Source organism: Collinsella sp. TF11-5AC, from assembly GCF_003436775.1.
Classification (GTDB): domain Bacteria; phylum Actinomycetota; class Coriobacteriia; order Coriobacteriales; family Coriobacteriaceae; genus Collinsella.
Map to the genome: position 1 here is coordinate 15,975 of NZ_QSQO01000004.1, position 22,129 is coordinate 38,103.

The 22,129-nt window shown below is 62.1% G+C and carries 15 protein-coding genes and 1 tRNA gene; 4 read left to right on the forward strand and 12 right to left on the reverse strand.

Going from position 1 to position 22,129, the window contains the following annotated elements; translation table 11 throughout:
• Positions 1–68 precede the first annotated feature (68 nt).
• The 4 genes from DXD16_RS03120 to DXD16_RS03135 form a co-directional block, all read right to left on the reverse strand.
• Complete coding sequence (locus DXD16_RS03120) at positions 69–830, reverse strand: sugar transferase (RefSeq protein ID WP_233502591.1); 762 nt, start codon at positions 828–830, stop codon at positions 69–71.
• 71 nt (positions 831–901) lie between these two features.
• Positions 902–1,492: a hypothetical protein gene (locus DXD16_RS03125; RefSeq protein ID WP_147326444.1), complete on the reverse strand. Its 591-nt coding sequence runs from the start codon at positions 1,490–1,492 to the stop codon at positions 902–904.
• 325 nt (positions 1,493–1,817) lie between these two features.
• Positions 1,818–3,581 (reverse strand): threonine--tRNA ligase, encoded by a 1,764-nt coding sequence (gene thrS / locus DXD16_RS03130; RefSeq protein ID WP_117655085.1) that lies wholly within the window; start codon positions 3,579–3,581, stop codon positions 1,818–1,820.
• Between the two features lie 225 nt (positions 3,582–3,806).
• Positions 3,807–4,238, reverse strand: coding sequence for a zinc ribbon domain-containing protein (locus DXD16_RS03135; protein WP_055251579.1), 432 nt, complete (start codon positions 4,236–4,238; stop codon positions 3,807–3,809).
• A 485-nt stretch (positions 4,239–4,723) separates the two neighbouring features.
• Here DXD16_RS03135 and DXD16_RS03140 point away from each other — a divergent pair, with 485 nt between their 5' ends.
• The 4 genes from DXD16_RS03140 (at position 4,724) to DXD16_RS03155 (ending at position 9,490) form a co-directional block, all read left to right on the forward strand.
• Positions 4,724–6,178 carry an NAD(P)/FAD-dependent oxidoreductase gene (locus tag DXD16_RS03140; protein WP_117655086.1) on the forward strand — a complete coding sequence of 485 codons (1,455 nt, stop codon included), beginning with the start codon at positions 4,724–4,726 and terminating at the stop codon, positions 6,176–6,178.
• A 1-nt stretch (position 6,179) separates the two neighbouring features.
• Positions 6,180–7,532, forward strand: a complete 1,353-nt coding sequence (locus tag DXD16_RS03145) for an NAD(P)/FAD-dependent oxidoreductase (RefSeq protein ID WP_117655087.1) — start codon at positions 6,180–6,182, stop codon at positions 7,530–7,532.
• Positions 7,533–7,535: 3 nt separating this feature from the next.
• Positions 7,536–7,934 carry a DUF1667 domain-containing protein gene (locus DXD16_RS03150; RefSeq protein WP_117655088.1) on the forward strand — a complete coding sequence of 133 codons (399 nt, stop codon included), beginning with the start codon at positions 7,536–7,538 and terminating at the stop codon, positions 7,932–7,934.
• A 467-nt stretch (positions 7,935–8,401) separates the two neighbouring features.
• Positions 8,402–9,490: a Xaa-Pro peptidase family protein gene (locus DXD16_RS03155; protein ID WP_117655089.1), complete on the forward strand. Its 1,089-nt coding sequence runs from the start codon at positions 8,402–8,404 to the stop codon at positions 9,488–9,490.
• Between the two features lie 343 nt (positions 9,491–9,833).
• Here the strand turns inward: DXD16_RS03155 and DXD16_RS03160 are convergent, their stop codons facing one another.
• The 8 genes from DXD16_RS03160 to DXD16_RS03195 form a co-directional block, all read right to left on the reverse strand.
• Positions 9,834–11,177 carry a folylpolyglutamate synthase/dihydrofolate synthase family protein gene (locus DXD16_RS03160; protein WP_117655090.1) on the reverse strand — a complete coding sequence of 448 codons (1,344 nt, stop codon included), beginning with the start codon at positions 11,175–11,177 and terminating at the stop codon, positions 9,834–9,836.
• Positions 11,178–11,458: 281 nt separating this feature from the next.
• Positions 11,459–14,155 (reverse strand): valine--tRNA ligase, encoded by a 2,697-nt coding sequence (locus tag DXD16_RS03165; RefSeq protein ID WP_117655091.1) that lies wholly within the window; start codon positions 14,153–14,155, stop codon positions 11,459–11,461.
• Positions 14,156–14,439: 284 nt separating this feature from the next.
• Complete coding sequence (clpX, locus tag DXD16_RS03170) at positions 14,440–15,846, reverse strand: ATP-dependent Clp protease ATP-binding subunit ClpX (RefSeq protein ID WP_117655092.1); 1,407 nt, start codon at positions 15,844–15,846, stop codon at positions 14,440–14,442.
• A 1-nt stretch (position 15,847) separates the two neighbouring features.
• Positions 15,848–16,468 (reverse strand): ATP-dependent Clp protease proteolytic subunit, encoded by a 621-nt coding sequence (locus tag DXD16_RS03175; protein ID WP_117655093.1) that lies wholly within the window; start codon positions 16,466–16,468, stop codon positions 15,848–15,850.
• Between the two features lie 163 nt (positions 16,469–16,631).
• Positions 16,632–17,933, reverse strand: coding sequence for a trigger factor (gene tig, locus DXD16_RS03180; RefSeq protein WP_233502592.1), 1,302 nt, complete (start codon positions 17,931–17,933; stop codon positions 16,632–16,634).
• A gap of 88 nt (positions 17,934–18,021) precedes the next feature.
• Positions 18,022–18,105, reverse strand: a tRNA-Leu gene (locus DXD16_RS03185).
• A 140-nt stretch (positions 18,106–18,245) separates the two neighbouring features.
• Complete coding sequence (locus DXD16_RS03190; protein ID WP_117655095.1) at positions 18,246–21,077, reverse strand: molybdopterin cofactor-binding domain-containing protein; 2,832 nt, start codon at positions 21,075–21,077, stop codon at positions 18,246–18,248.
• Complete coding sequence (locus DXD16_RS03195) at positions 21,077–21,979, reverse strand: xanthine dehydrogenase family protein subunit M (protein ID WP_199408076.1); 903 nt, start codon at positions 21,977–21,979, stop codon at positions 21,077–21,079. Before DXD16_RS03195 ends, DXD16_RS03190 begins: the two co-directional genes overlap by 1 nt.
• Between the last annotated feature and the right edge of the window lie 150 nt (positions 21,980–22,129).

The following is a 22,129-nucleotide window of genomic DNA, read 5'->3' on the forward strand; positions in this document are numbered from 1 at the left end:
AAGATTTCCGTATTCAACAAAACAATCTACTTTCAAAATAGCCGAACATTCAATTGGCAGCAGAATGACTAGCTCGCTCCGCCACCGGTAAACACCTCAACAACAGTGAGAAGAACGATCTTGAGATCGGTAATGACGCCGCGCTTGGCGATGTACTCAAGGTCGCGGCGAACCATCCCGTCAAAATCAGTGTCATTGCGATCGGTCACCTGCCACCAGCCGGTGATACCCGGCTTCACGGCCAGGCGCTGCAGGTCGTACTCGGTGTACTCCGCCACCTCATTCGGCAGCGGCGGTCTGGGGCCCACGACGGACATCTGGCCCAGGAAAACGTTCAGGAACTGCGGGAACTCGTCGATGGAGTGCTTGCGGATGAACTTTCCGATCTTGGTGACGCGCGGGTCATTCTTCATTTTGAACATGGCGCCGGCGATCTCGTTTTGCTCCTTGAGCTCGGCGAGGCGCTCGTCGGCGTCCTTGTACATGGAGCGGAACTTCCACATGCGGAAGGTTGACAGGCTGCCGTCGGGGTAGGTCTGGCCAACGCGAATCTGGCTGTAAAAGGGATTGCCCTCGCTCTCCAGGCGGATGGCCGCGGCGAGCACAAGGCTGGGTACGGCGATGACGGCCAACACGCAGCCGCTGAACGCGATGTCGAACGTGCGCTTGACGGCCCGGTAGGCCAGGCGCGAGCGGTCCCAGTCCATGATGGATTGCATGGCCTTGTAGCGACCAGCGCCCTCGCGCCGGTCCATGGCCTGCGCAATCAGCGCGGCCCCCGCAGGCGCATTATTCTCTGTTACTTCTTTAGCAGCCACAATAAAACTCACGTTCCTGTCCCCAGGAACCCCCCCCATCTATGAATCCAAAAACCAAATGAATTGCTGGTGCAACGTCTCCCTTACGTTTTGCTGGGAACGTCAAGCGGTAGCAGCTCCCTAAATGCGGAGTCACCCTCGCTAACGTCTACCAGGCACCAGCGTTTATGACGGTCGATCTTTTTAACGCGGGCCTCTTGCCCCACCAAGGGACCCTGCTCTATGTGCAGCACGCCGTCTTCTATTCGGGCGACGCTGTTGCGCACCACGCCGTTGTCGTCGAGCACGCTGCGGTACCAGTCCTGCGCATCGTCCGGCATGGGCGCATAGGCCCGCTCCCTACTGCCGGCAATGCGGCAGCCAAAGCTCAAGTGGGCCAAAGCCTTATCGAGCAGAGCGGCATCGCGCGTGGCGACGAAGAAGTATTCCTTGTACATGGGTTTGGTTTGGAGCGACCAGGCGCCGTCCCGCTTAAACCAGAACTCCTTTTGCATCACAAAAGCGTCCTGCATCAGCTTGTGCGGGATAATGCGGCGGACCTTTTCGCAGGTCTCGCGCTCTTTACCGTTGGGAGTGTGGACCAGATACCAGCGGACGCGGCCGTGCTGGCTGTTGGTGGTGGCGCCGCTAAAGGCACCGGGCAGCTGCTCTTGGCGCCGCATTGTCTGTTCCATCTCTCGCCGCCTCTTTTGGATTTGCGATGCACGCAAATGCAAGGGCGTTTAGAACAGGCTTCTCGCTCGCAGCTAGGCGCAGTCGCAAAAGTACAGGTTTTTGTATCTTTCGACGTTGCTCATTATACGAGCAAACTGCTCACTTTTTCCCAGATTACACAAATTGCAGCGCGAACGGACACATCTCCATACGCCTCTACAAAAACCTGTACCTTTTTGCACAACAAAAAAAGCCGCCCTAACCAGCGGCTTTTCTTCTATAGATAACAAAAAAGGCGACCGCCCGCGAGGACGATCGCCTTTGTTAATTCTTGTATGGTTTGTGCTAGGCGCGAGTCTTGATCTCCTCGGTCACCTTGGCAACAAACTCGTCAACGCTCATCTGAACGGTCTCGTTGGAGCGATCGCGGACGGAGATGTTGCCGCCCTCGACCTCCTTCTCGCCCAGGATGAGCATGTAGGGCACGCGGTCGATGCTGCGGGCCTCGCGGATCTTGTAGCCGATCTTCTCGTCGCGGTCGTCGCAGACCACGCGAATGCCGGCCTCCTCCAGCTTGGCGCACACCTCGTGGGCGTAGTCGCGGCTCTTCTCAGAGACGGGAAGCGCCTTGACCTGCACGGGGGCGAGCCAGGTGGGGAACTTGCCCGCAAAGTGCTCGATCAGAATACCGATGAAGCGCTCGATGGAGCCAAAGCACACGCGGTGCAGCATGATGGGGCGCTTCTTGGTTCCGTCGGCGTCCACGTACTCCAGGTCAAAGTTGAGCGGCATCTGGAAGTCAAGCTGCACGGTACCGCACTGCCAAGTACGGCCGAGCGAATCCTCCAGGTGGAAGTCGATCTTGGGGCCGTAGAAGGCGCCGTCGCCCTCGTTGACCTCGTAGTCCATACCCAGCTTCTCCAGAGCGGTACGCAGGCCCTCCTCGGCGCGCGCCCAGTCCTCGTCCGAACCCATGGAGTCCTCGGGGCGGGTGGAAAGCTCAACGTGGTACTTAAAGCCAAACTTCTGGTACACGGAGTCGATGAGGTTGACCACGCCCACGATCTCGTCGGTCAGCTGGTCGGGGCGCACAAACAGGTGGGCGTCATCTTGGTTAAAGCAGCGCACGCGGAACAGGCCGTGCAGGGCGCCGCGCAGCTCGTGGCGATGCACCAGGCCAATCTCGCCGGCACGGATGGGCAGCTCGCGGTAGGAGTGCGGCTTGGAGGCGTACACCAGCACGCCGCCCGGGCAGTTCATGGGCTTAATGCAGTACTCTTCGTCGTCAATGACGGTGGAGTACATGTTGTCCTTGTAGTGGTCCCAGTGGCCACTGGTCTTCCACAGCTGCTTGTTCATGATGAGCGGCGTGGAGATCTCCACGTAGCCGGCCTTGTGGTGGATCTCGCGCCAGTAGTCCAGCAGCGTGTTCTTAAGGATCATGCCGTTGGGCAGGAAGAACGGGAAGCCGGGGGCCTCGTCGCGCATCATAAAGAGGTCCATCTCGCGGCCGATCTTGCGGTGATCGCGCTTCTTGGCCTCCTCCAGCATGTGCATGTGCTCGTCGAGCTCTTCCTTGGTGGCAAAGGCGACGCCGTTGATGCGGGTGAGCATCTTGTTGTCCTTGTCGCCCTTCCAGTAAGCGCCCGAGACGCCGGTGAGCTTAAAGGCCTTCAGCGCCTTGGTGTAGCAAATGTGGGGGCCGACGCACATGTCGATGTAGTCACCCTGCTGGTAGAAGGTAATGCGGGCGTCGTCGTCCAGGTCGCCGATGTGCTCGACCTTGTACTTCTCGCCGCGCTCCTCCATAAGGGCGATGGCCTCGGCGCGGGGCTTCTCGTACACGGTGAACTTGAGGTTCTCCTTGACGATCTTTTTCATCTCGGCCTCGATCGCGGGGAAGTCGTCCTCGCTGATCTTGACGCCCTCGGGCAGGTCGACGTCGTAGTAGAAGCCGTTGTCGGTCGCAGGACCGTAGGCAAAGTCGGCCTCGGGGTACAGGCGCTTGATGGCCTGCGCCATGATGTGCGCGGCGGAGTGACGGATGACGTGCGTGACCTCGTCCTGCGGAAGCTCGGCCACCGAACCGTCATTGTAGAGTGCCTTCATGGGTATGTTTTCTCCTCTCGGATGCCTGATGCAAGTGCGTGCGATGCGCTCGGCGTTTTAACTTGCATCATTATAGGCAGGTTGCCTTGGTATACAAGCGCCCGCCGCACCTTAATGGCACGGCGGGCGATTTTCTACGCATGCTTCATCGTGTGGGGTGGGACTGCGGGGCGCGCGTGGCTTACAGCGTGTCCGTGGCTTGCGGCCGGCCCGGCGATGGATGCGTTACTGAATGCGAGTTCGGCAGTAGGGGCAGACCTTCCAGTGCGCATCGAGCGGGCGATGGCAGCTGGGGCATACGTTGCGAACCTGGGTGTCGCACACCGGGCAGACGACGAAGTCCTTCTCGATGGGCGCGCCGCACTGCGGGCAGGTGCCGTACTGGGCAAGCTGGCGCTCGCGCAGGGCCATGTCCAGCTCCTGCTCCTCGCGGTCGGACGCGTAGGAGTGCGGGCGCAGGACCAGGTAGGCAATGAGGCCTACAAACGGGATAAGGGCGATGATGCCCCATGCCACGTAGGCGCTGGCGCCGCGGCGGCGAGCGTCGATGAACACATAGACGACCGACAGCACATACAGGGCGATGATAAAGCCGACAAAGGCATAGACGACGCCCATAAGCTGCGGCGACATGAGCTCGGAGATGTACTTGGACATTACGGGTACCTTTCGGAATATTAACAGTCCGGTCAAGTTTACCACGGGGTTTGTTTATATGGGACCACGGCTAGGCGCGGGGCTGGTGCGGACACAAACATCTCAATCTGTAACAGGTGGGAGCGGAATCCGGGTCTAGATGTTACAGATCGAGACACAGGGGTCCCTCCCCGACTTCAATCTCGATCTGTAACATCTTGGGCCCCAAAACCCCTCTTACTGTTACAAATCGAGACATTCAAAATCCGCCTGAAAGTTTGTCTCGATCTGTAACATCTAGAACCCAAATCCTCGTCTAACTGTTACAGATCGAGACGAACGGTTGCCGTAGCTGTCGGCAGACGAGGCCAACATCCGTGCCGGGTCTCCCCTCGCCTGCCGTTGGCGGGTGTTGCGGGGCTGTTCACCGCATTGCCGCCGCGCTGGGAGTGTGCAGACCGTAGGATAGTCTTATTGACAGCCTGTCAACTCGTCTGGGAGGCACCGTGGCAGAAACGTTTGATATCGCGATTGTGGGCGCGGGCATTACCGGATGCGCCATCGCGCGGCAGCTCGCGCGATTTGAACTGTCCATTTGCGTAGTCGAGGCGGCGAACGATATTGCGCTGGGTGCGTCGAAGGCCAACGGCGGCCTAGTGCACGCCGGCTACGATCCGGTGCCGGGCACGGTAAAGGCGCAGGTCAACGCCCGTGGCTGCGAGTTGTACGGTACGTGGGCGCAGGAGCTGGACTTTCTGTTCCGCCGCACCGGGTCGATGGTGTTGAGCTTTAACGACGAGGACCGCGCGCATCTGGAAAAGCTGCGCCAGAATGGCCTGGCCAACGGGGTACCCGAGCTGTCAATCGTCGGACCCGACCGCATCCACGAATTAGAGCCGCGCGCCAGTGCCGATGCAACGTGCGCGTTGTGGTGTCCCTCGACTGGGTTTGTCGACCCGTTTGAGGTTGCCATCGCCGCACTGGAGAACGCCGTGGCCAACGGGGTGACGTTTATGCGCTCCGCACCCGTGGAGGTGATTGAAGTCGCGGGGTCGGGCGACGACGCGCACTTTACGCTGGCGACCCCAGCTGGCAACGTGCGCTGCCGTTACCTGATCAACGCCGCGGGCAACGGCGCCGCGGACATCTCGAATATGGCGGGCGCCGAGGAGTTCCAGATGGTCTGGCGCCAGGGCAACATCGTGGTGCTGGACAAAGAACCGCGCGCGCTGATGCCACTCTACCCCGTTCCCACGCCGGTGTCCAAGGGCGTTATCGTCACGGGTACCGTACACGGCAACACCGTGATTACCGCGACCGCCGCCGTGCGCGAGCCGGGCGATACACAGACCTACGCGACCGATATCAACGCGCTCCTGACCGGTGCGCGCAAGCTGGTGCCCGATCTGGACACGCGCCGCGTGGTGCGCGCGTTCGCCGGCGGGCGCCCGGTCATTCAGGGTACAAACGACTTTTTTATTGGGCAGTCGGCCGTGGTGCCGGGGCTATTCCAGGCGGCGGGCATCCAGTCGCCGGGCGTGGCGAGCGCACCGGCCATTGCCGAGCGCATGGAGCAGGTACTGCGCAATTCCGGCGTAGCCCTGCGCGAACGTGCCGATTGGAACCCGATCCGCCGCGCGCAGGACGACTTTGACCTCGCGCCGCTTGCACGCAAGGAGGAGCTCATTGAGTCCGACCCTGCATGGGGGCAGATCGTCTGCCGCTGCGAGACAGTGCCCGAGGCCGAGATCGTGGCCGCGATTCGACGCCGCCCGGGTGCGGTTTCGGTCGAGGGCGTCAAGCGGCGCTGCCGTGCGGGCATGGGTCGGTGCCAGAGCGGCTTTTGCCAGAGCCGCGTGGTTGCGATCCTTGCCCGCGAGCTGGGCTGCGACCCCAGCGAAGTGCTGTTGGAAGATGCTGGATCTTGGCTGGTCGAGGGACCACTGAAGGGGGTGCGCTAGAATGGCGACGTTTGATATGCGCAACAAACGCGCAGAGGCCGGAACCATAGCGTCGGTAGCAACGCAGGCCTTCGACGTGGTCGTCATCGGAGGAGGCCCCGCCGGCATGGCTGCAGCGCTGGCCGCGCATAAGGCCGGAGCACGCGTGGCCATCGTGGAGCGCGAACAGCACCTGGGCGGAATCCTCCGCCAGTGCATCCACCCCGGCTTTGGCCTGTCGCACTTTAAACAGGAGCTCACCGGTCCCGAGTACGCGCAGCGCTTTATCGACCAGGTGCACGCAACCGACATTGCGCTGTTCTTGGGCAGCATGGTGCTTGGGATTGATTCAGGCGAGCCTGCAGAAGACACCGAGGTCCATACCGTCACGCTCATGAGCCCCGCCGGCATGTTGCAGCTCACCGGGCGCGCGGTCGTCCTTGCCATGGGTTGCCGTGAGCGCACCCGCAGCGAGATCAAGATCCCCGGCAGTCGTCCCGCCGGTGTGTTTACGGCGGGCCTGGCGCAGCGATACATCAATATCGAAAACCTTAAACCCGGCTCGCGCGCCGTCATTTTGGGCTCGGGTGACATCGGGCTGATCATGGCGCGCCGTTGCACGCTCGAGGGGATTTCGGTCGAGGGCGTGTACGAGCTCATGCCGTACGCCAACGGCCTGCGCCGCAACGTCAAGAACTGCCTGGACGACTTTGGCATTCCGCTGCATCTGTCGACCACGGTCACGCGCGTGATTGGACACGATCGCGTGGAGGCTGTCGAGGTGAGCCAAGTCGACGAGCATCTTGCACCCATTCCCGGGACCGAGCGCATCGTTCCGTGCGACACACTGCTGCTTTCGGTGGGGCTGATTCCCGAGAACGAGCTTTCGGTTGCCGCAGGCGTGGAGCTGGACCCACGTACGCGCGGCGCCGTGGTGGACCAGAGCTTGCAGACGGGCGTGCCGGGCATCTTTGCCTGCGGCAACGTGCTGCACGTGCACGACCTGGCCGACAACGTAACGTGTGAGTCCGAGAGAGCTGGCGCAGCTGCGGCGGCGTACGCGCTGGGAACCGGCGCGGGCGCCGTTCCGGACTGCGAGCTCACCGTCTCCCCTGCTGGCATTGCGGGATACGCACTGCCGGGACGCATTACGGCTGCGGCGCTCACCAACCTGAACTTCCGCGTGCGCCGACCGGTCGACGCCGCCCGCGTGCGTATTCTGGCAGGCGACGAGGAACTGCTTGCAGGCAAGGTCCGCGCGTTTATGCCGAGCGTTATGGAAAGCTTCCCGCTGCCGGCAAAGGTCATCAAACAAGCGCTCAACCTGGGTGCCAGCGAGATTGTCCTATCCGTCGATCCCGTCGAGGAGGCATAGACTATGAGCACGAATACAATCGAGACGCTGCAGTTCAACTGCACCACTTGCCCATCCGAGTGCCTCCTGACCGTGGAGGTCGAGCGCAGCGCAGACGGCGCCGTGGTAGAGGTACGCTCCGTAACCGGCAACAGCTGCCCGCGCGGTGATAAGTTTGCACATCAGGAGCTCACCTGTCCCATGCGCGTGCTTACCACGACCGTGGCCGTATCCGGCGGCGACGAGGCGCTGCTGCCCGTGCGCACGGCCGAAACCATCCCGCTCGAACTCCACGCCCAGGCGATGGACCTCATCCGCGGCCTAGAGGTCAAAGCCCCCATCCGCATGAGCGATGTAGTCCTCCCCAACCTCCTAGACACCGGTACCGACCTCATCGCCAGCATGGACATCGACCCTGCCTAAGCAGTTAATTTGGGACGGGGCTCTTTTAGCTACCCCGCCATCCACCCCGCCCCTCCTCAATTGCGGTGAAATAGTTCCTGATTTCCGCCAAAACCCCGGCATCCAGGAACTATTCCACCGCAACTTGCCTTGGGATCGATATTTAGATTGTGCCTACTTTAGTGCCATTTCAAAACTATGCCGGATTACGGGGCTGATTCGGAGACCCCCATCCATACCGGCATTTTTCGATTTTTGATAAGCCGTCTACCTGCGGTTTTAATTTCGCAATTTTTCCAATGGTCAAGTAATACAGGTCCAGCCCCGTAATCCGCCATAGTTTTGAAAGCAGCTAATTCGGGACGACCCTCTTATGACTACTTTTACCTATCATTCCGCATGTTTGACACAGCTAAAATAGCCCCGTCCCAAATTGACTACCCTGGCGTTGGGGATACCATGGTGACACCCTAGCGAAAGGATGTTTCATGGCACATGTCGATGACCAGCGTGTGGCGCGCGTGCTCGATGCGCTCGAGGCTCAGCACCCCGGCGCGCAGCTGCTTGTGAACGACCCGTGGTCGATCTACTATCTGACCGGCTTTTATGCCGATATGTTCGAGCGTTTTTGCGGCGTGCTGCTCGCACGCGATGCCGAGCCGGTAATCTTGATTAACGCCCTGCATCAGCTGCCCGAGTACGACAATGCCCGCGTGGCCTACCACAACGACACCGACGTCGTGACCGACGCCATCGCTCGCGAGGTCAATCCATCCAAGCCCCTCGGCATCGATACCGTCATGCGCTCCGGCTTTTTGCTGCCCCTTATGGATCGTCACGCCGCGAGCGAGTTCTTCCTGGGCGACTTTGCCGTCACCGCAGCACGCGCCCACAAGGATGCCGCCGAGCAGGAGCTCATGCGCATGTCCTCGGCCGCTAACGACGCCGTAATGGCCGACGCCATCAAGCTCGTCAACGAAGGCGTAACGGAGCACGAAATTGCCGACCAGATGCTCGGCCTGTATCGCAAGCACGACTGCGAAGGCTTTAGCTTTCCGCCCATCGTGAGCTTTGGTGCCAACGCCGGCGACCCGCATCACGAGCCCGACGGCACCGTACTCAAGCGCGGCGATGTGGTGCTGTTCGACATTGGCGGACGTCGCCGCAACTACTGCTCGGACATGACGCGCACGTTCTTTTGGGGCGAGCCGGACAAGGAGACGGCACACATCTACGACATCGTGCGCCGCGCCAACGAGGCCGCCGAGGCGCTCATCGCACCGGGCGTGCGCATGTGCGACCTGGACCGTGCCGCGCGCGACGTGATTGAGGACGCTGGCTACGGCAAGTACTTCACGCATCGCCTGGGCCACTCGATCGGCCTGCAGGACCACGAGCCGGGCGACGTTTCGCTCGTCAACGAGCAGGTCGTAGAGCCGGGCATGACGTTCTCCATCGAACCGGGCATCTACCTCCCCGGCCGCACCGGCGTCCGCATCGAGGACCTAGCCCTGGTGACCGAGTCCGGCGTCGAGATTCTCAACGCCTACCCCCACGACCTAGTCCGCCTAGACTAGCCCCTTCCCAATAGCCCCTCAATAAGTTGCGGTGGAATAGTTCCCAGATGGGCCCACGTAGGCAAAATCCAGGAACTATTTCACCGCAACTGCCAAGGGGCCAAGTCGATCAATTTGAAAGACTAGAGCTGCGCCACGAAAGCGGGCCATCTACTACGTTTAACCCGCATGGGTCGACCATGCGGGTCTTTTTTGAAAATCTGCAAGCCTTCTACCTGCGGTTTTAATTTCACAAGTCTCGGCGTGGTCGGGGGTATCCGGTCAAACGTAGTAGATAGGCCCATTTCGTGGCAAGCATGTCAATTCGGGGCCCCGTCCCAAATTGGCTACCCGGCAAATGGGGCTAGCGCAGCAGCCCCGCTACTTCGCCGGCTAGGGTGATGGTGCCGGCGGCTACGAAGGGCTCGCCCACGGCATCGAAGGCGGCGAGAGCCTCGGATACACTAGGGTACACACCTGCGAGCTTATCGGCGTCCACCAGGGCAGCGAGTTCCTCTGCCGGCAGGGCGCGATCGGAATCGGTCTGAGTCACAACCACGCGCGGGAAAGCCGGGATCAGCACATCGACAATGCCCGCCACGTCCTTATCGGCCAGCGCGGCACACAGCAGCGTGGGGCGGTTCTCCACGCACGGATCGATCTCGTCCAGTGCGCTCACAAAGTTCTCGCAGCTCTGGGGGTTATGGCAGGCGTCAATCAGCTTGAGCGGATCGGTCCCCAGCACATCAAAGCGACCCGGTGTGGGGCAACCCATAAGCGACGCATCAAGCGCATCGTGGTCAAGCTCGCGACCCAGATACCCCTCGCACAGCATAATCGCGCACGCGGCATTCTGCGGCTGATACGCCGGCTTGACCATGCTCGACGTATAGATCGCACGCGGCGTGGTACAGCTAAACTCAACCGTGTCGCCCACATGTGCCGGCACCTTGGTCGTGGCATGGTTCACCACCAGCGGCACAATGCCGCACTCGCGACAACGCGCATCCATCACGCGCTGAACGCTCGGCTCATGCGTGCCCTCGCCCAGAACAACCAGGCGTCCGGGCTTGATGACCGCGGCCTTCTCCCCCGCAATGGCCTCGAGCGTGTCGCCCAGAATGCGCGTGTGATCGAGCCCGATGCCCGTAATGGCAACGGCAACGGGATCTGTCGCACTCGTGGCGTCCCAACGTCCGCCCATACCAACCTCGAGCACGGCAACATCCACCGCGGCCTCGGCAAACACGACAAGTGCGGCAGCCGTCAGCAGGTCAAACGGCGTGATGGCATAGGCACGCTCCCCCGCCGCAATACGACACGCATTCACACGACGACCTGCCTCGACGGCGGCAGAAACGCCACGGGCAAAGGCCTCGTCGCTCACAACGCGCCCGTCAACCTCCATGCGCTCGGGGTAACGCACAAGCTGCGGCGACGTATACAGCGCCGTCTTAAGCCCCTCACCACGCAAGATGGCAGCCGAAAAACGCGTGGTCGAAGTCTTGCCATTGGTACCGGCAACCTGGATGCAATCGAAATACTCATCCGGACGCCCCAGCTCATCGAGCATATCGACAACCGTCTCAAGCAGAGGCCCAGCATCCCCAGAAATCCGCCCCGTATCAGCAGCAAGCCCAACAGCCTCATCAAATGAAAGCAGCTCAAACGAGAAAGGAACGACATACGACCCCGAACGCTTAGCCATAACCCAAAGTCCCCCATAACAGAAAAAGAGGCCCACCAAAATGAATGAGCCCGTCACGTTGACAATATCAGCCTTTACCCGGTTGCAGCAAGATCAAGGCCACAACCCAGTGGCCCTAACACGCCAGATGCAAAAAAACCACGTAAACGAACTAGGAGCGGCCCGATGCTTTGCTCGCCGCAAGTTCCGCACGCAAAGGACAGCACTTAATGTGCTGTCCGTCTTGCGCAGGACTGTCCGCAGCGGAGAGCAAAGCATCGGGACGCGTCCCCCAGTAACACCTACGAGAAGTCAGCAACCTGAGCAGTCAGCGCCACCAGGATCTCCTTGAGCTCAGCTGCACGGTCCCTCTTCTTCTGGACCACCGCAGGCGCGGCCTTGGCAACAAAGCCCTCGTTAGCAAGGGTCTTCTCGCAGCCGGCGAGCTCCTTCTGCGCAGCGGCGATCTCCTTCTCCAGGCGCGCCTTCTCGGCCGAAAGATCAACCTTGCCCTCGAGCACCACAAAGACCTCGACACCGCTGTCGACCACGGCGATGCTCGCAGCCGGCTTCTCGACGTCGGTACCCATGACCAGCGAAGCGGTGTTCGCCAGCGGCTCGATGGTCGAACGCAGGCTCTCGAGCTTCTCGATGTCCTCGGCGCCGGCGCGCACGACCACGTCGAGCTCGGCCTTGGGGCTCAAGCGATAACGCGAACGCGTGGCGCGAGCGGCAGACACGACGGTGCGGCACAGCTCAAACGCGCGCTCGGCGTCCTCGTCAACATACTTGTCGTAGTCGGCGGGCTCGGGCCACTTGGCGATCATGAGCGCCTCGGCGCGGTTCACGTTGCCCTCGGCGTCCAGGTCGAGCACACTCGCCGGCATGTTGTCCCAGATCTCCTCGGTGACAAACGGCATGAGCGGATGCATCAGGCGAATGGAGGTGTCGAGCACAAAGATCAGGTTGCGCTGAGCCTGCAGACGGCCCTCGCCCTTCAGGCGGGCCTTGGTGACCTCGACGTACCAGTCGCAGACCTCGTTCCAGAAGAACTGCTGCACGCCGCGCGCCATGTCGCCAAAGGTGTAGTTCTCGATGCCCTCGGTGACCATCTTCACGGCCTTGGCAAGGCGGCTGAACATCCAGGCGTCGGCCGGCGTCTCCACGACGGGTTCGCCGGGCGTGTAGCCTTCCATGTTCATAAGCAGGAAGCGGCTGGCGTTCCAGATCTTGGTCACAAACGACTTGGCCTGCTCGGTGCGCGGGCTGTCGATGAGCTTCTTGGTCTTCTTATCGATGTTCGCGTCGAACTTGACATCCTGGTTGTTGGTGCACAGCGTGAGCAAGTTGAAGCGCATGGCGTCGGCGCCGTACAAGCCAATGAGGTCCATGGGGTCAACGCCGTTGCCCTTGGACTTGGACATGCGGCTGCCGTCCTTGGCAAGGATCGTCGGGTAGATGACGACGTCCTTAAACGGAACCTCGTCCAGGAAGTACAGCGAGCTCATGACCATGCGGGCGACCCACAGCGCGATGATGTCGCGCGCAGTGACGAGCGCCGTCGTGGGGTGATGGCCCTCGAGCAGCTCCGGCTTTTGCGGCCAGCCCTGCGTGGCAAAGGTCCACAGCTGCGAGCTGAACCAGGTGTCCAGCACGTTCTCGTCCTGATGCACGTGATGACCGCCGCACTTGGGGCACACGTCGGTGTCCTCGGTCAGGGCGTCCTCCCAGCCGCAGTCCTCGCAGTAGAACACGGGGATGCGGTGGCCCCACCACAGCTGACGCGAGATGCACCAATCCTTGAGGTTCTCCATCCAGGTGGTGTAGGTCTGCGTCCAGCGCGCGGGGTGGAAGGTGACCTTGCCGGAGTTGACGGCGTCCAGCGCCGGCCCCTTGAGCTTGTCGACGGCCACGAACCACTGCTCGGACAGCCACGGCTCCAGGGCGGAGTCGCAACGGTAGCAGTGCATGACGGAGTGGTCGAGGTCTTCGACATGATCGAGCAGGTCGTGCTCCTCGAACCACTTGATGACGGCCTCGCGGCACTCGTCGCGGTTCATGCCGGTGAACTCGCCGTAGCCCTCGACGACCACCGCGTGCTCGTCGAAGATGTTGATCTGCGGCAGGTCGTGGGCCTGACCCATGGCGTAGTCGTTGGGGTCGTGAGCCGGGGTGACCTTGACGAAGCCGGAGCCAAAGTTGGCGTCGACGTGCCAATCCTCAAAGATAGGGATCTCGCGGTCGACGATGGGGAGCTTGACGGTCTTGCCCACAAAGGCAGCCTTCTCGGGATCCTTCGGGGAGACGGCAACGCCCGTGTCGCCGAGCATGGTCTCGGGGCGCGTGGTGGCGACGACGATGTAGTCCTGGCCGTTGACCGGCTCGGTCAGCGGGTAGCGCAGGTGCCACAGGTGGCCCTTCTCGTCCTTATACTCGGCCTCGTCGTCCGAGATGGCGGTGGTGCAGTTGGGGCACCAGTTGACGATACGCTTGCCACGGTAGATCAGGCCGTCGTGGTACCAGTCGCAGAAGACCTTACGCACGGCCTGGGCGTAATCCTCGTCCATGGTGAAGCGCTCGTTGTCGAAGTCGACGGAGCAGCCCATGCGCTTGATCTGCTCGACGATGATGCCGCCGTACTCGTGGGTCCAGTCCCAGCAGGCGTCGACAAACTTATCGCGGCCAATCTCCAGGCGGCTGATGCCCTCGCTCTTGAGCTTCTTGTCGACCTTGGTCTGCGTGGCGATACCGGCGTGATCGGTGCCCAGCACCCAGCGCGTGGACTTGCCGCGCATGCGAGCCATACGGACGATGGCGTCCTGGATGGAGTCGTCGGTGGCGTGACCCATGTGGAGCTTGCCGGTCACGTTGGGAGGCGGAATGGTGACGGTGCAGTCGCCCACGCCCTCGCGGCGCTTGTAGTAGCCGCCTTCGAGCCACTTCTGCAGAATCGCCGGCTCGTTAGTCGACGGATCGTAGTTCTTGGGCATCTCTTCCATATATCTCTCCCTGTCCCGCCGGCGTGTCCGCCTGCTTGGTTTTCGCTCGGTCAGGTCCTGGCTCGCACGAAGAGCACATTAAGTGCTCTTCGGCTCGTGCGGAATCTACGAAAACCAAGCAGGCGGACGCGCCTTAGGTATCGATTACTTCAGTCTGAATTGACTTCGCTTTGGCTTAAACAAACACACAGAATAGCACAGGTAGTTGGGGTTATTGCGTATATATAAAATAGCCTCCGACCGCGGATGGTCGGAGGCTATCGACAAAGACGTTTTGACAGGTTTTAGCCGTAGATGCGCTGGGGCTGCTCTTCGCCCTTTACGGAGGCTTCGGTCACGATGACCTTGGAAACGCCCTCCTCGCTGGGCAGGTCGAACATCGTCTGCTGCAGCACGTCCTCGCAGATGGAGCGCAGGCCGCGGGCGCCGGTCTTGCGGGCGAGCGCCATGCGGGCGATCTCGTGCAGTGCGGCATCCTCAAACTCAAGCTCAACGTCCTCGAGCTGGAACATCTTGCGGTATTGACGCACCACGGCGTTCTTGGGCTCGGTCAGGATCGACACCAGGTCGTCCTCGTCGAGCGCCTGCGTCTGGGTGACGACGGGCGTACGGCCCACGAACTCGGGGATCATGCCAAAGGCGTTGAGGTCCTGCGGGAGCACCTGGCGCAGCAGGTCGTTCTCGTCGACCGAGGTGGGGCCGGCGATCTCGGAGTTAAAGCCTACGCCCTTGTTGCCAACGCGGTCGGCGATAATCTTATCCAAACCCACAAAAGCACCGCCGCAGATGAACAGGATGTTGGTCGTGTCGATCTGCAGCAGCTCCTGTTGGGGATGCTTGCGGCCGCCGGTGGGCGGAACGCTGGCCACCGTGCCCTCAAGAATCTTAAGCAGCGCCTGCTGAACGCCCTCGCCCGAGACATCGCGGGTGATGGAGAGGTTCTCGGCCTTGCGGGCGATCTTGTCGATCTCGTCCACGTAAATGATGCCGACCTGCGCGCGCTCGATATCGCCATCGGCGGCGTTGATGAGCTTGAGCAGGATGTTCTCCACGTCCTCGCCCACGTAACCGGCTTCGGTGAGTGCGGTGGCGTCGGCGATAGCAAACGGCACCTCGAGGATGCGCGCGAGCGTCTGGGCCAACAGGGTCTTGCCGGTACCGGTGGGGCCGAGCAGCAGGATGTTGGACTTGGCGAGCTCTACCTCGTCCATATCGTCGTCGAACTGCGAGCCCATGCCGTCGTCAAAGGCAGACACCGCGGCGCCGCCCTCGATCACGCGGCGATAGTGGTTGTACACGGCCACCGACATGGCGCGCTTGGCGTCCTCCTGACCCATAACATAGGCCGAAAGCTCGTCATAGATCTCGTGCGGCGTCGGCACGTGCGTGATGACCTGACGGTCGTCCTCGAGCTCAAAGCCCTCGGCCTCGGGGTCCACGGCGGGCTGGGATGCAGCCTGGCCGTGGTCGTTGAGGAAGCCCGGCAGCTTGCCGTTGCGGGCAGCGTCCATAAAGTCAGAAGCCAGCGACTCCTCAAGGATCTCGGAGCAGGCGGCGACGCACTCGTCACAGATAAAGATGTTGGTCGGACCCTTTACGAGACGACGGACCTGGCCCTGCTCTTTTCCGCAGAAGGAGCAGCGGATGGGGTTGCCGTTCTCGTCAAAGTTGTCCTGCATGTTACCTGCCATCCTAGGCGTCCTTCGCGGCGATGTCGCGCGAGGTGACGATACGGTCGATCAAGCCGTAGTCGAGGGCCTCGGCAGCGGTCAGGTAGTTGTCGCGCTCGGTATCGGCCTGGACCTTCTCGATGGGCTGGCCCGAGGCGTCGGACAGGATCTGGTTGAGCTCGCGGCGGGTCTTCTTGATCTCCTCGGCCACAATCTCAATCTCGGTCTGCTGACCCTGGGCACCGCCGCTGGGCTGGTGAATCATGACTTTGGAGTGCGGCAGGCAGAAGCGCTTGCCCTTAGCGCCGGCCGAAAGCAGCACGGCGGCCATGGACGCGGCCATACCGACGCAGATGGTGGAGACCTGCGGCTTGATGAAGTTCATGGTGTCAAGAATCGCCAGGCCGGAGTAAACCTCGCCACCGGGCGAATTGATGTAGAGCGAGATATCCTTCTCGGCATCCTGGCTCTCAAGATGCAGTAGCTGGGCAACGACCAGGTTGGCGCTGACGGAGTTGATCTCCTCGCCCAAGAAGATGATGCGATCGTTGAGCAGGCGCGAATAGATATCGTAGCTGCGCTCGCCGCGCGGCGTCTGCTCGATAACGTATGGCACGAGGGCGGAATCGAACTTAGCGATCATACGCATCTCCATTTCTCTCTTGCGGACCAAATTGGTTCTAGATAAACGTACGGTGCCCGCATGCTATGCATTGGCTGGCACCGTACGAAGCAACCGGATAATCGGCTTATAACTTTACCCCATCACGGGCGCATGCATGCGCTCGTGGGCAAGGTGGCGAGAATTACTCGGCGTCCTTGGCGGTCTCGTCGACCTCGGTCACCTTGGCGTTCTCGACCAGGTGGTCGACGGCCTTGGAGCGACGGATGGACTCGCGGACGGCAGGCATGCGGCCATCGGCGATGAACTCAGCCTTGGAAGCCTCGACGTCCTTGACGCCGGCCTTCTCGAACTCGGCGTTGATGTCGTCCTCGGTGACCTCAATCTTGAGCTCGCGGGCGAGAGCGTCGAGCGCCAGGGACTCACGGGCAACGTCGTTGGCCTGCTTGTGCAGGTCGCCGATGAACTGCTCCATGGTCAGGCCGGAAGCGGGCAGCCAGGTGTCCAGGGTCATGCCGCGGGCAGCGAGGTTGGACAGGAAGTTCTGGCCAAGCTCCTCAAAGACGGACTGCTCGTAGTCGGCATCCATCTCGTCGAGCTGCAGGCGCTCGGCGAGAGCGGAGACGCAACGGTTCTCCTTCTCGGCCGGGAGGCGGGAAGCCTTGTCCTGCTCGATCTCGATCTTGATGGCGTCGCGCATGGCCTCGATGCTGTCAAAGCCAAAGTCGGACTTGACGAGCTCGTCGGTGAGCTCGGGGGTGTTGCGGACCTTGATGCCCTTGACGGTGACCTCGACGGTGTGGGTCTCGGCCTCCTCGCCCTCCTCGACCTCGTCGGTCCAGGTGACGGTCTTGACGTCGTCGACGTTAGCGCCGATCAGGGCCTCGTTGAACTCGGCGGGGTTGCTGTCGCTACCGGCGATGAGCATGCGGCCCTCAGCAGCGAAGTTGTCGGCGTTCTCGACGGCCTTGAGGTCGACGGTGACGTAGTCCTCAGCCTCGACGGCGCGACCCTCAACGTCCTCGAAGGTGGCACGGTAGTTGAGGAGCATCTCGACCTGGTTGTTGATCTCGGACTCGGTGACCTCCGCAGGGGGCATCTCGATCTCGACAGCGTCGAAGGAGGAGAGCTCGGCAGCAGGACGCAGGGAGAACTCGACGGTGTAGGTGTAATCCTCGTGATCCTTAGCGAGGTCGAGGTCCTTGTAGTCACCGTTCTTGGTGGGGACGATGTCCAGCTCGTTGAGGACGGCGGGCTCGTTGGCGGCGATCAGGTCGTTGGTGGCCTGAGCGAGGGTAGCCTCGGCGCCAAGAGCAGAGTCGATAACCGGACGGGGAGCCTTACCGGCGCGGAAGCCCGGGAAGCGGTACTTCTTGGCGGTGTCCTTGTAAGCCTTCTTGATCGCGGCGTCGACGTCGGCGGCCGGGATGGTGACCGTAGCGGTGAGCTTGGCGTCCTTGACGTCAGAAGCGGTGATGTTCAACACGTTCCTCCTCATACTGCCCAGCTTATCTGAGGTGCTGGTACCTTTATGCAACAAAGAGTCGCGACGGCCAGGGCCGACGCAGATGCGTTGGTGCGGGCGAAAGGACTCGAACCTTCACGGGAATCCCACCAGAACCTAAATCTGGCGCGTCTACCAATTCCGCCACGCCCGCATGAGCGCACAGACTAGGAATGATAGCAGATACGAGCGACAAGCGCACGCACACGTTTTACAGGCTCACGACCTCACCACGAGTGCAAAAGGCGGGTCGAGTTGCCCCGCCCCGCCAATTACGACTTGTTCGCCGACCCGCTACTCCCCCAGCAGGGCCTTCTCGGGCGTGATCGGCAGCGAGCGGACCTGGTGGCCGGTGGCGTGCGCCACGGCCGAGGCCACGGCGGCGAGCGGCGTGTTGATGACGACCTCGCCGATCGACTTGGCGCCAAACGGGCCCGTCGGCTCGTAGCTCGGCTCAAAGGCCACGCGAATGCTGCCGATATCCAGGCGCGTAGGCAGCTTGTAGCTCATAAAGTTGCCGGTGCGCAGGCGACCGCGGTCGTCATGCTCGACGATCTCGTAGAGCGCGTGACCGATGCCCTGGGCAATGCCGCCCTCGGCCTGGACGCGCGCGAGCGCCTCGTTGATCACGGTGCCGCAATCGACGGCAGCGGCGTAATCCACCACGGTCACCTTGCCGGTGGCCTTGTCGACCTCGACCTCGGCAATGCCGGCCATAAACGGCGGAGGCGAAACGGGCAGGCAGGCAGAGGCGTGCGAAGTCAGCGCGTCGCCACCCTCGATGTTCTTGACGCACAGGTTGGCAAAGTCGCGCAGCGTGAGGTAGCAGTTCTGCTCGCGCGCAGCACGCTCGTCGGACAGGCGCACGTACTGGCCGTCGAAGACCACGTCGACGACGTCAACGTCCCACATCTGGGCCGCCTTGGCGCAAATCTTCTCGCGCAGCTCGGTCGCGGCGTTCTTGGCGGCAAGGCCCGTCACGTAGGTACCGGAGCTCGCGTACGAGCCGGCGTCGAACGGCGACACGTCGGTGTCCACGCCGCGCACCACGATCAGCGAGCTCTCCACGCCCAGCTCCTCGGCGGCAATCTGCGCCAGGATCGTGTCGACGCCCATACCGTTATCGGTGGCGCCGGTGCCGATGGTAATGAAGCCGTCCTCTTCCAGGCGCATGTCGATGCCGGCGATATCCACGTTGGAAATGCCCGAGCCCTGCATGGTGAGCGCACAGCCCAGAGCACGCACGCGGTCGCCCAGGTCGACGGCCAGCGGCTTGTCGCGCCAACCGATCATGTCCATCGCGCGCAGCAGGCAGCGGTCGAGCGCGCAGGCGTTGAGCTTCTCGTTGTAGTACTGCGGCATGACCTCGCCCTCGTGCACCATGTTCTTAAGGCGCAGGTCGGCGGGGTCCATGTGCAGCATGTCGGCGAGCTCGTTGACGGCGCTCTCCACGGCAAACTGGCCCTGGGTGGCACCGTAGCCGCGATACGCGCCGCCGCGGTTGGTATTGGTGTAGACGGCGTCCCAGCTAAAGCGGCTCGCCTTCACATGGTTGTAGATCGGCAGGCTCTTGTGGCCCGAAAGGCCGATCGTCGTGGTGGCGTGCTCGCCGTACGCGCCGGCGTTGGAAAGCGTATGCAGGTCGATGGCCGTGATGGTGCCGTCGTTCATGGCGCCCAGCTTAACGGTCATCTGCATCTGGTGGCGCGAGTTGCCCGCAGTGATGGTCTCCTCACGGGTGTAGCAGCAGTAGCTCGGACGGCCGGTCTGCTGCGTCACAAACGCAACGAAGATCTCGCAGCAGCCCGTCTGCTTGGAGCCAAAGCCGCCGCCGATGCGCGGTTTAATGACCTGCACCTGCGACTGCGGAATGTCGAGCGACTGCGCGACCATGCGGCGCACGTGGAAGGGCACCTGCGTAGAGGTGGTCACCGAGATACGCCCGAACGCATCGGTCGTCGCAAAGGCACGGAAGGTTTCCATGGGCGCGGTCTGCGTGGCCTGGCTGGTGTAAGTGCGCTCAAAGACGATGTCGCTCTGGGCGAACGCCTCGTCCAGATCGCCATAATCGCTGGTACCGCTGCACACCAGGTTGCGGGACACGTCGCCGCCCTGCGGGAACATAAAGGTCACGTCGCCCTCGGGGTGGACCACGATGTCGTTATCGAGTGCCTGGGTAAAGTCGAGCAACGGCTCGAGCACCTCATAGTCGACCTTGATGAGCTTGAGCGCCTTGTCGGCGGCCTCCTCGGTCTCGGCGGCGACGATCGCCACCTCCTCGTTTTGATAGCGCACGAGGTTCTCGAGAATCAAGCGGTCGTAGGGACTCGGCTGCGGATAGCTCTGGCCGGCAATGGTAAAGCGGCGTTTGGGCACGTCCTCGTAGGTGTAGACGCCCACGACGCCCGGCACCTTCAGGGCGCGCGAGGTGTCGATGGAGCGGATCTTGGCGCGGGCATAGGGGCTGCGCTTGAGTTTGACGATGAGCGCGCCGGCGGGCACCATATCGCCCGTGTAGACGGGACGGCCCTCGAGCAGGGCCTTCGAGTCCTTCTTGGGCTGCTTGTGGGTGATCTGCTTGTAGGTGACGCCGTCGCAGCTGGTGTCGTTGACCGGCAGCTCGGGCATCTCAAAGCCCACCTGTACGCCAGACTCGTTGAGGAAGCGGACGATGGCGCGCAGTTGGCTCTCGTAGCCGCTGCAACGGCACAGGTTACCGGCGAGCTGGCGCGAGAGTTCCTCGCGCGTGGCGACGAGGCTCGGGTCCTCCTTGGCGGCGCGGGCGAGCGCCAGCACGTTCATGATGAGGCCGGGGGCGCAAAAACCGCACTGCTCGGCGCCCTCGGCAGCCATAGCGCGGGCGAGCGCCTCGGACTCGGCCTTGAGGCCCTCGAGGGTGGTGATGGAGCGGCCCTCTACGCGCGCAGCGAGAACCGAGCAGCTCAGCACCGGGTCGCCGTCGAGCCACACCGTGCACAGACCGCAGTTGGTGGTCTCGCAGGCGCAGCGCACCGACGCGCAACCCTGCTCGCGCAGCAGCGCAAAGAGCATGGTGTCGGGGGCAATCTGAACCTTGACCTTACGGCCGTTGAGCGTAAAGGAAAGATCGATGAGTTTGGCAGCCATTAGCGCACCTCGCTAGAATCGACGCCGGGCACGCGGCGGCAGGAATACTCGTCCGTGGCAAACTTAGGGATCCGCACGGTCTCGAGCTCGCGGGCAAGCGCGGCCGAAAGCTCGATACCGGCGGCGCGGCGCACGGCCTGGACGGCAAGCGGAGCCGAGATGCGGCGGCGGTAGTCGGCCGAGCCCCAGAGGTTAGTGCCGTAGCTCAGCGCGCGTACGGACGCGGCCAGGGCGCGCAGCTCGTCCTCGGAAGGCTGCTCGGCGGTAAGGCCACATGCCTCGCCCTGCAGCAGGGTCGCGCGCAGCGGGCGGGCGCCCACGGTGACATGCCAGGTGTTATCCCACCAGGCGGCGGTGACGTTGAGCGAGGGGAAGTCGGTCGCGGCCTTGCGCACGGCCTCATAACTCGCACGGTAGTCGTGCTTGACGACCACGACGTGCTCGATCACGTCGCGCACGTAGCCCATCCGCACGAACTCCGCGAGCGACACGCGGCCGGCACCCGTCAGCTCAACGTACGAGTCGAGCGCGAGAAAGGCGGAGAGCACGTCCGAGAAGCCAAAGCGGCCGTAGATGCTGCCGCCCACCGTGGCGGTGTTGCGCAGCTGCACGCCCACGATGTCGTGGACGGCGAACTCGAAGACATTATTGACAAGCGCGTTGAGCCCGGCATGACGCTCGAGCTGGCGCAGGGTGCACATGGCACCGATGCGAAACTCGGTCTCGGTCTCCTCGATCTGATCGAGTCCACAGGCCGAAAGGTCAATCGCCGTCGCCACACGACGCGAACCCAGGCGCATCCAGATGCCGCCGCCCACAATCTTGTTGTTGCGGTTCTTCTGCAAGAGCTCATAGGCTTCGGCCGCGTTTCCAACACGGACGTAGGTACCGAACTTGAGCACGTTCTCCCCCATCTCTTCACTTGTCCAGTACTTTTAAGTGTACCAAACGAGGGGCCGCACACCGTTTTAGGACAAAATCCACCCACCCATCCATAACTTGCGGTGATATACGGACTGATTAGCCGTTCTGGAACGCAAAACAATCCGTAT

What these genes read in the sequence shown, in the direction of transcription:
- DXD16_RS03125 (WP_147326444.1), bottom strand. Translation starts at nt 1,492, where the DNA reads ATGGAACAGACAATGCGGCGCCAAGAGCAGCTGCCCGGTGCCTTTAGC.
- thrS (WP_117655085.1), bottom strand. Translation starts at nt 3,581, where the DNA reads ATGAAGGCACTCTACAATGACGGTTCGGTGGCCGAGCTTCCGCAGGAC.
- DXD16_RS03135 (WP_055251579.1), bottom strand. Translation starts at nt 4,238, where the DNA reads ATGTCCAAGTACATCTCCGAGCTCATGTCGCCGCAGCTTATGGGCGTC.
- DXD16_RS03145 (WP_117655087.1), top strand. Translation starts at nt 6,180, where the DNA reads ATGGCGACGTTTGATATGCGCAACAAACGCGCAGAGGCCGGAACCATA.
- DXD16_RS03150 (WP_117655088.1), top strand. Translation starts at nt 7,536, where the DNA reads ATGAGCACGAATACAATCGAGACGCTGCAGTTCAACTGCACCACTTGC.
- DXD16_RS03155 (WP_117655089.1), top strand. Translation starts at nt 8,402, where the DNA reads ATGGCACATGTCGATGACCAGCGTGTGGCGCGCGTGCTCGATGCGCTC.
- DXD16_RS03160 (WP_117655090.1), bottom strand. Translation starts at nt 11,177, where the DNA reads ATGGCTAAGCGTTCGGGGTCGTATGTCGTTCCTTTCTCGTTTGAGCTG.
- DXD16_RS03165 (WP_117655091.1), bottom strand. Translation starts at nt 14,155, where the DNA reads ATGGAAGAGATGCCCAAGAACTACGATCCGTCGACTAACGAGCCGGCG.
- clpX (WP_117655092.1), bottom strand. Translation starts at nt 15,846, where the DNA reads ATGGCAGGTAACATGCAGGACAACTTTGACGAGAACGGCAACCCCATC.
- DXD16_RS03175 (WP_117655093.1), bottom strand. Translation starts at nt 16,468, where the DNA reads ATGATCGCTAAGTTCGATTCCGCCCTCGTGCCATACGTTATCGAGCAG.
- DXD16_RS03190 (WP_117655095.1), bottom strand. Translation starts at nt 21,077, where the DNA reads ATGGCTGCCAAACTCATCGATCTTTCCTTTACGCTCAACGGCCGTAAG.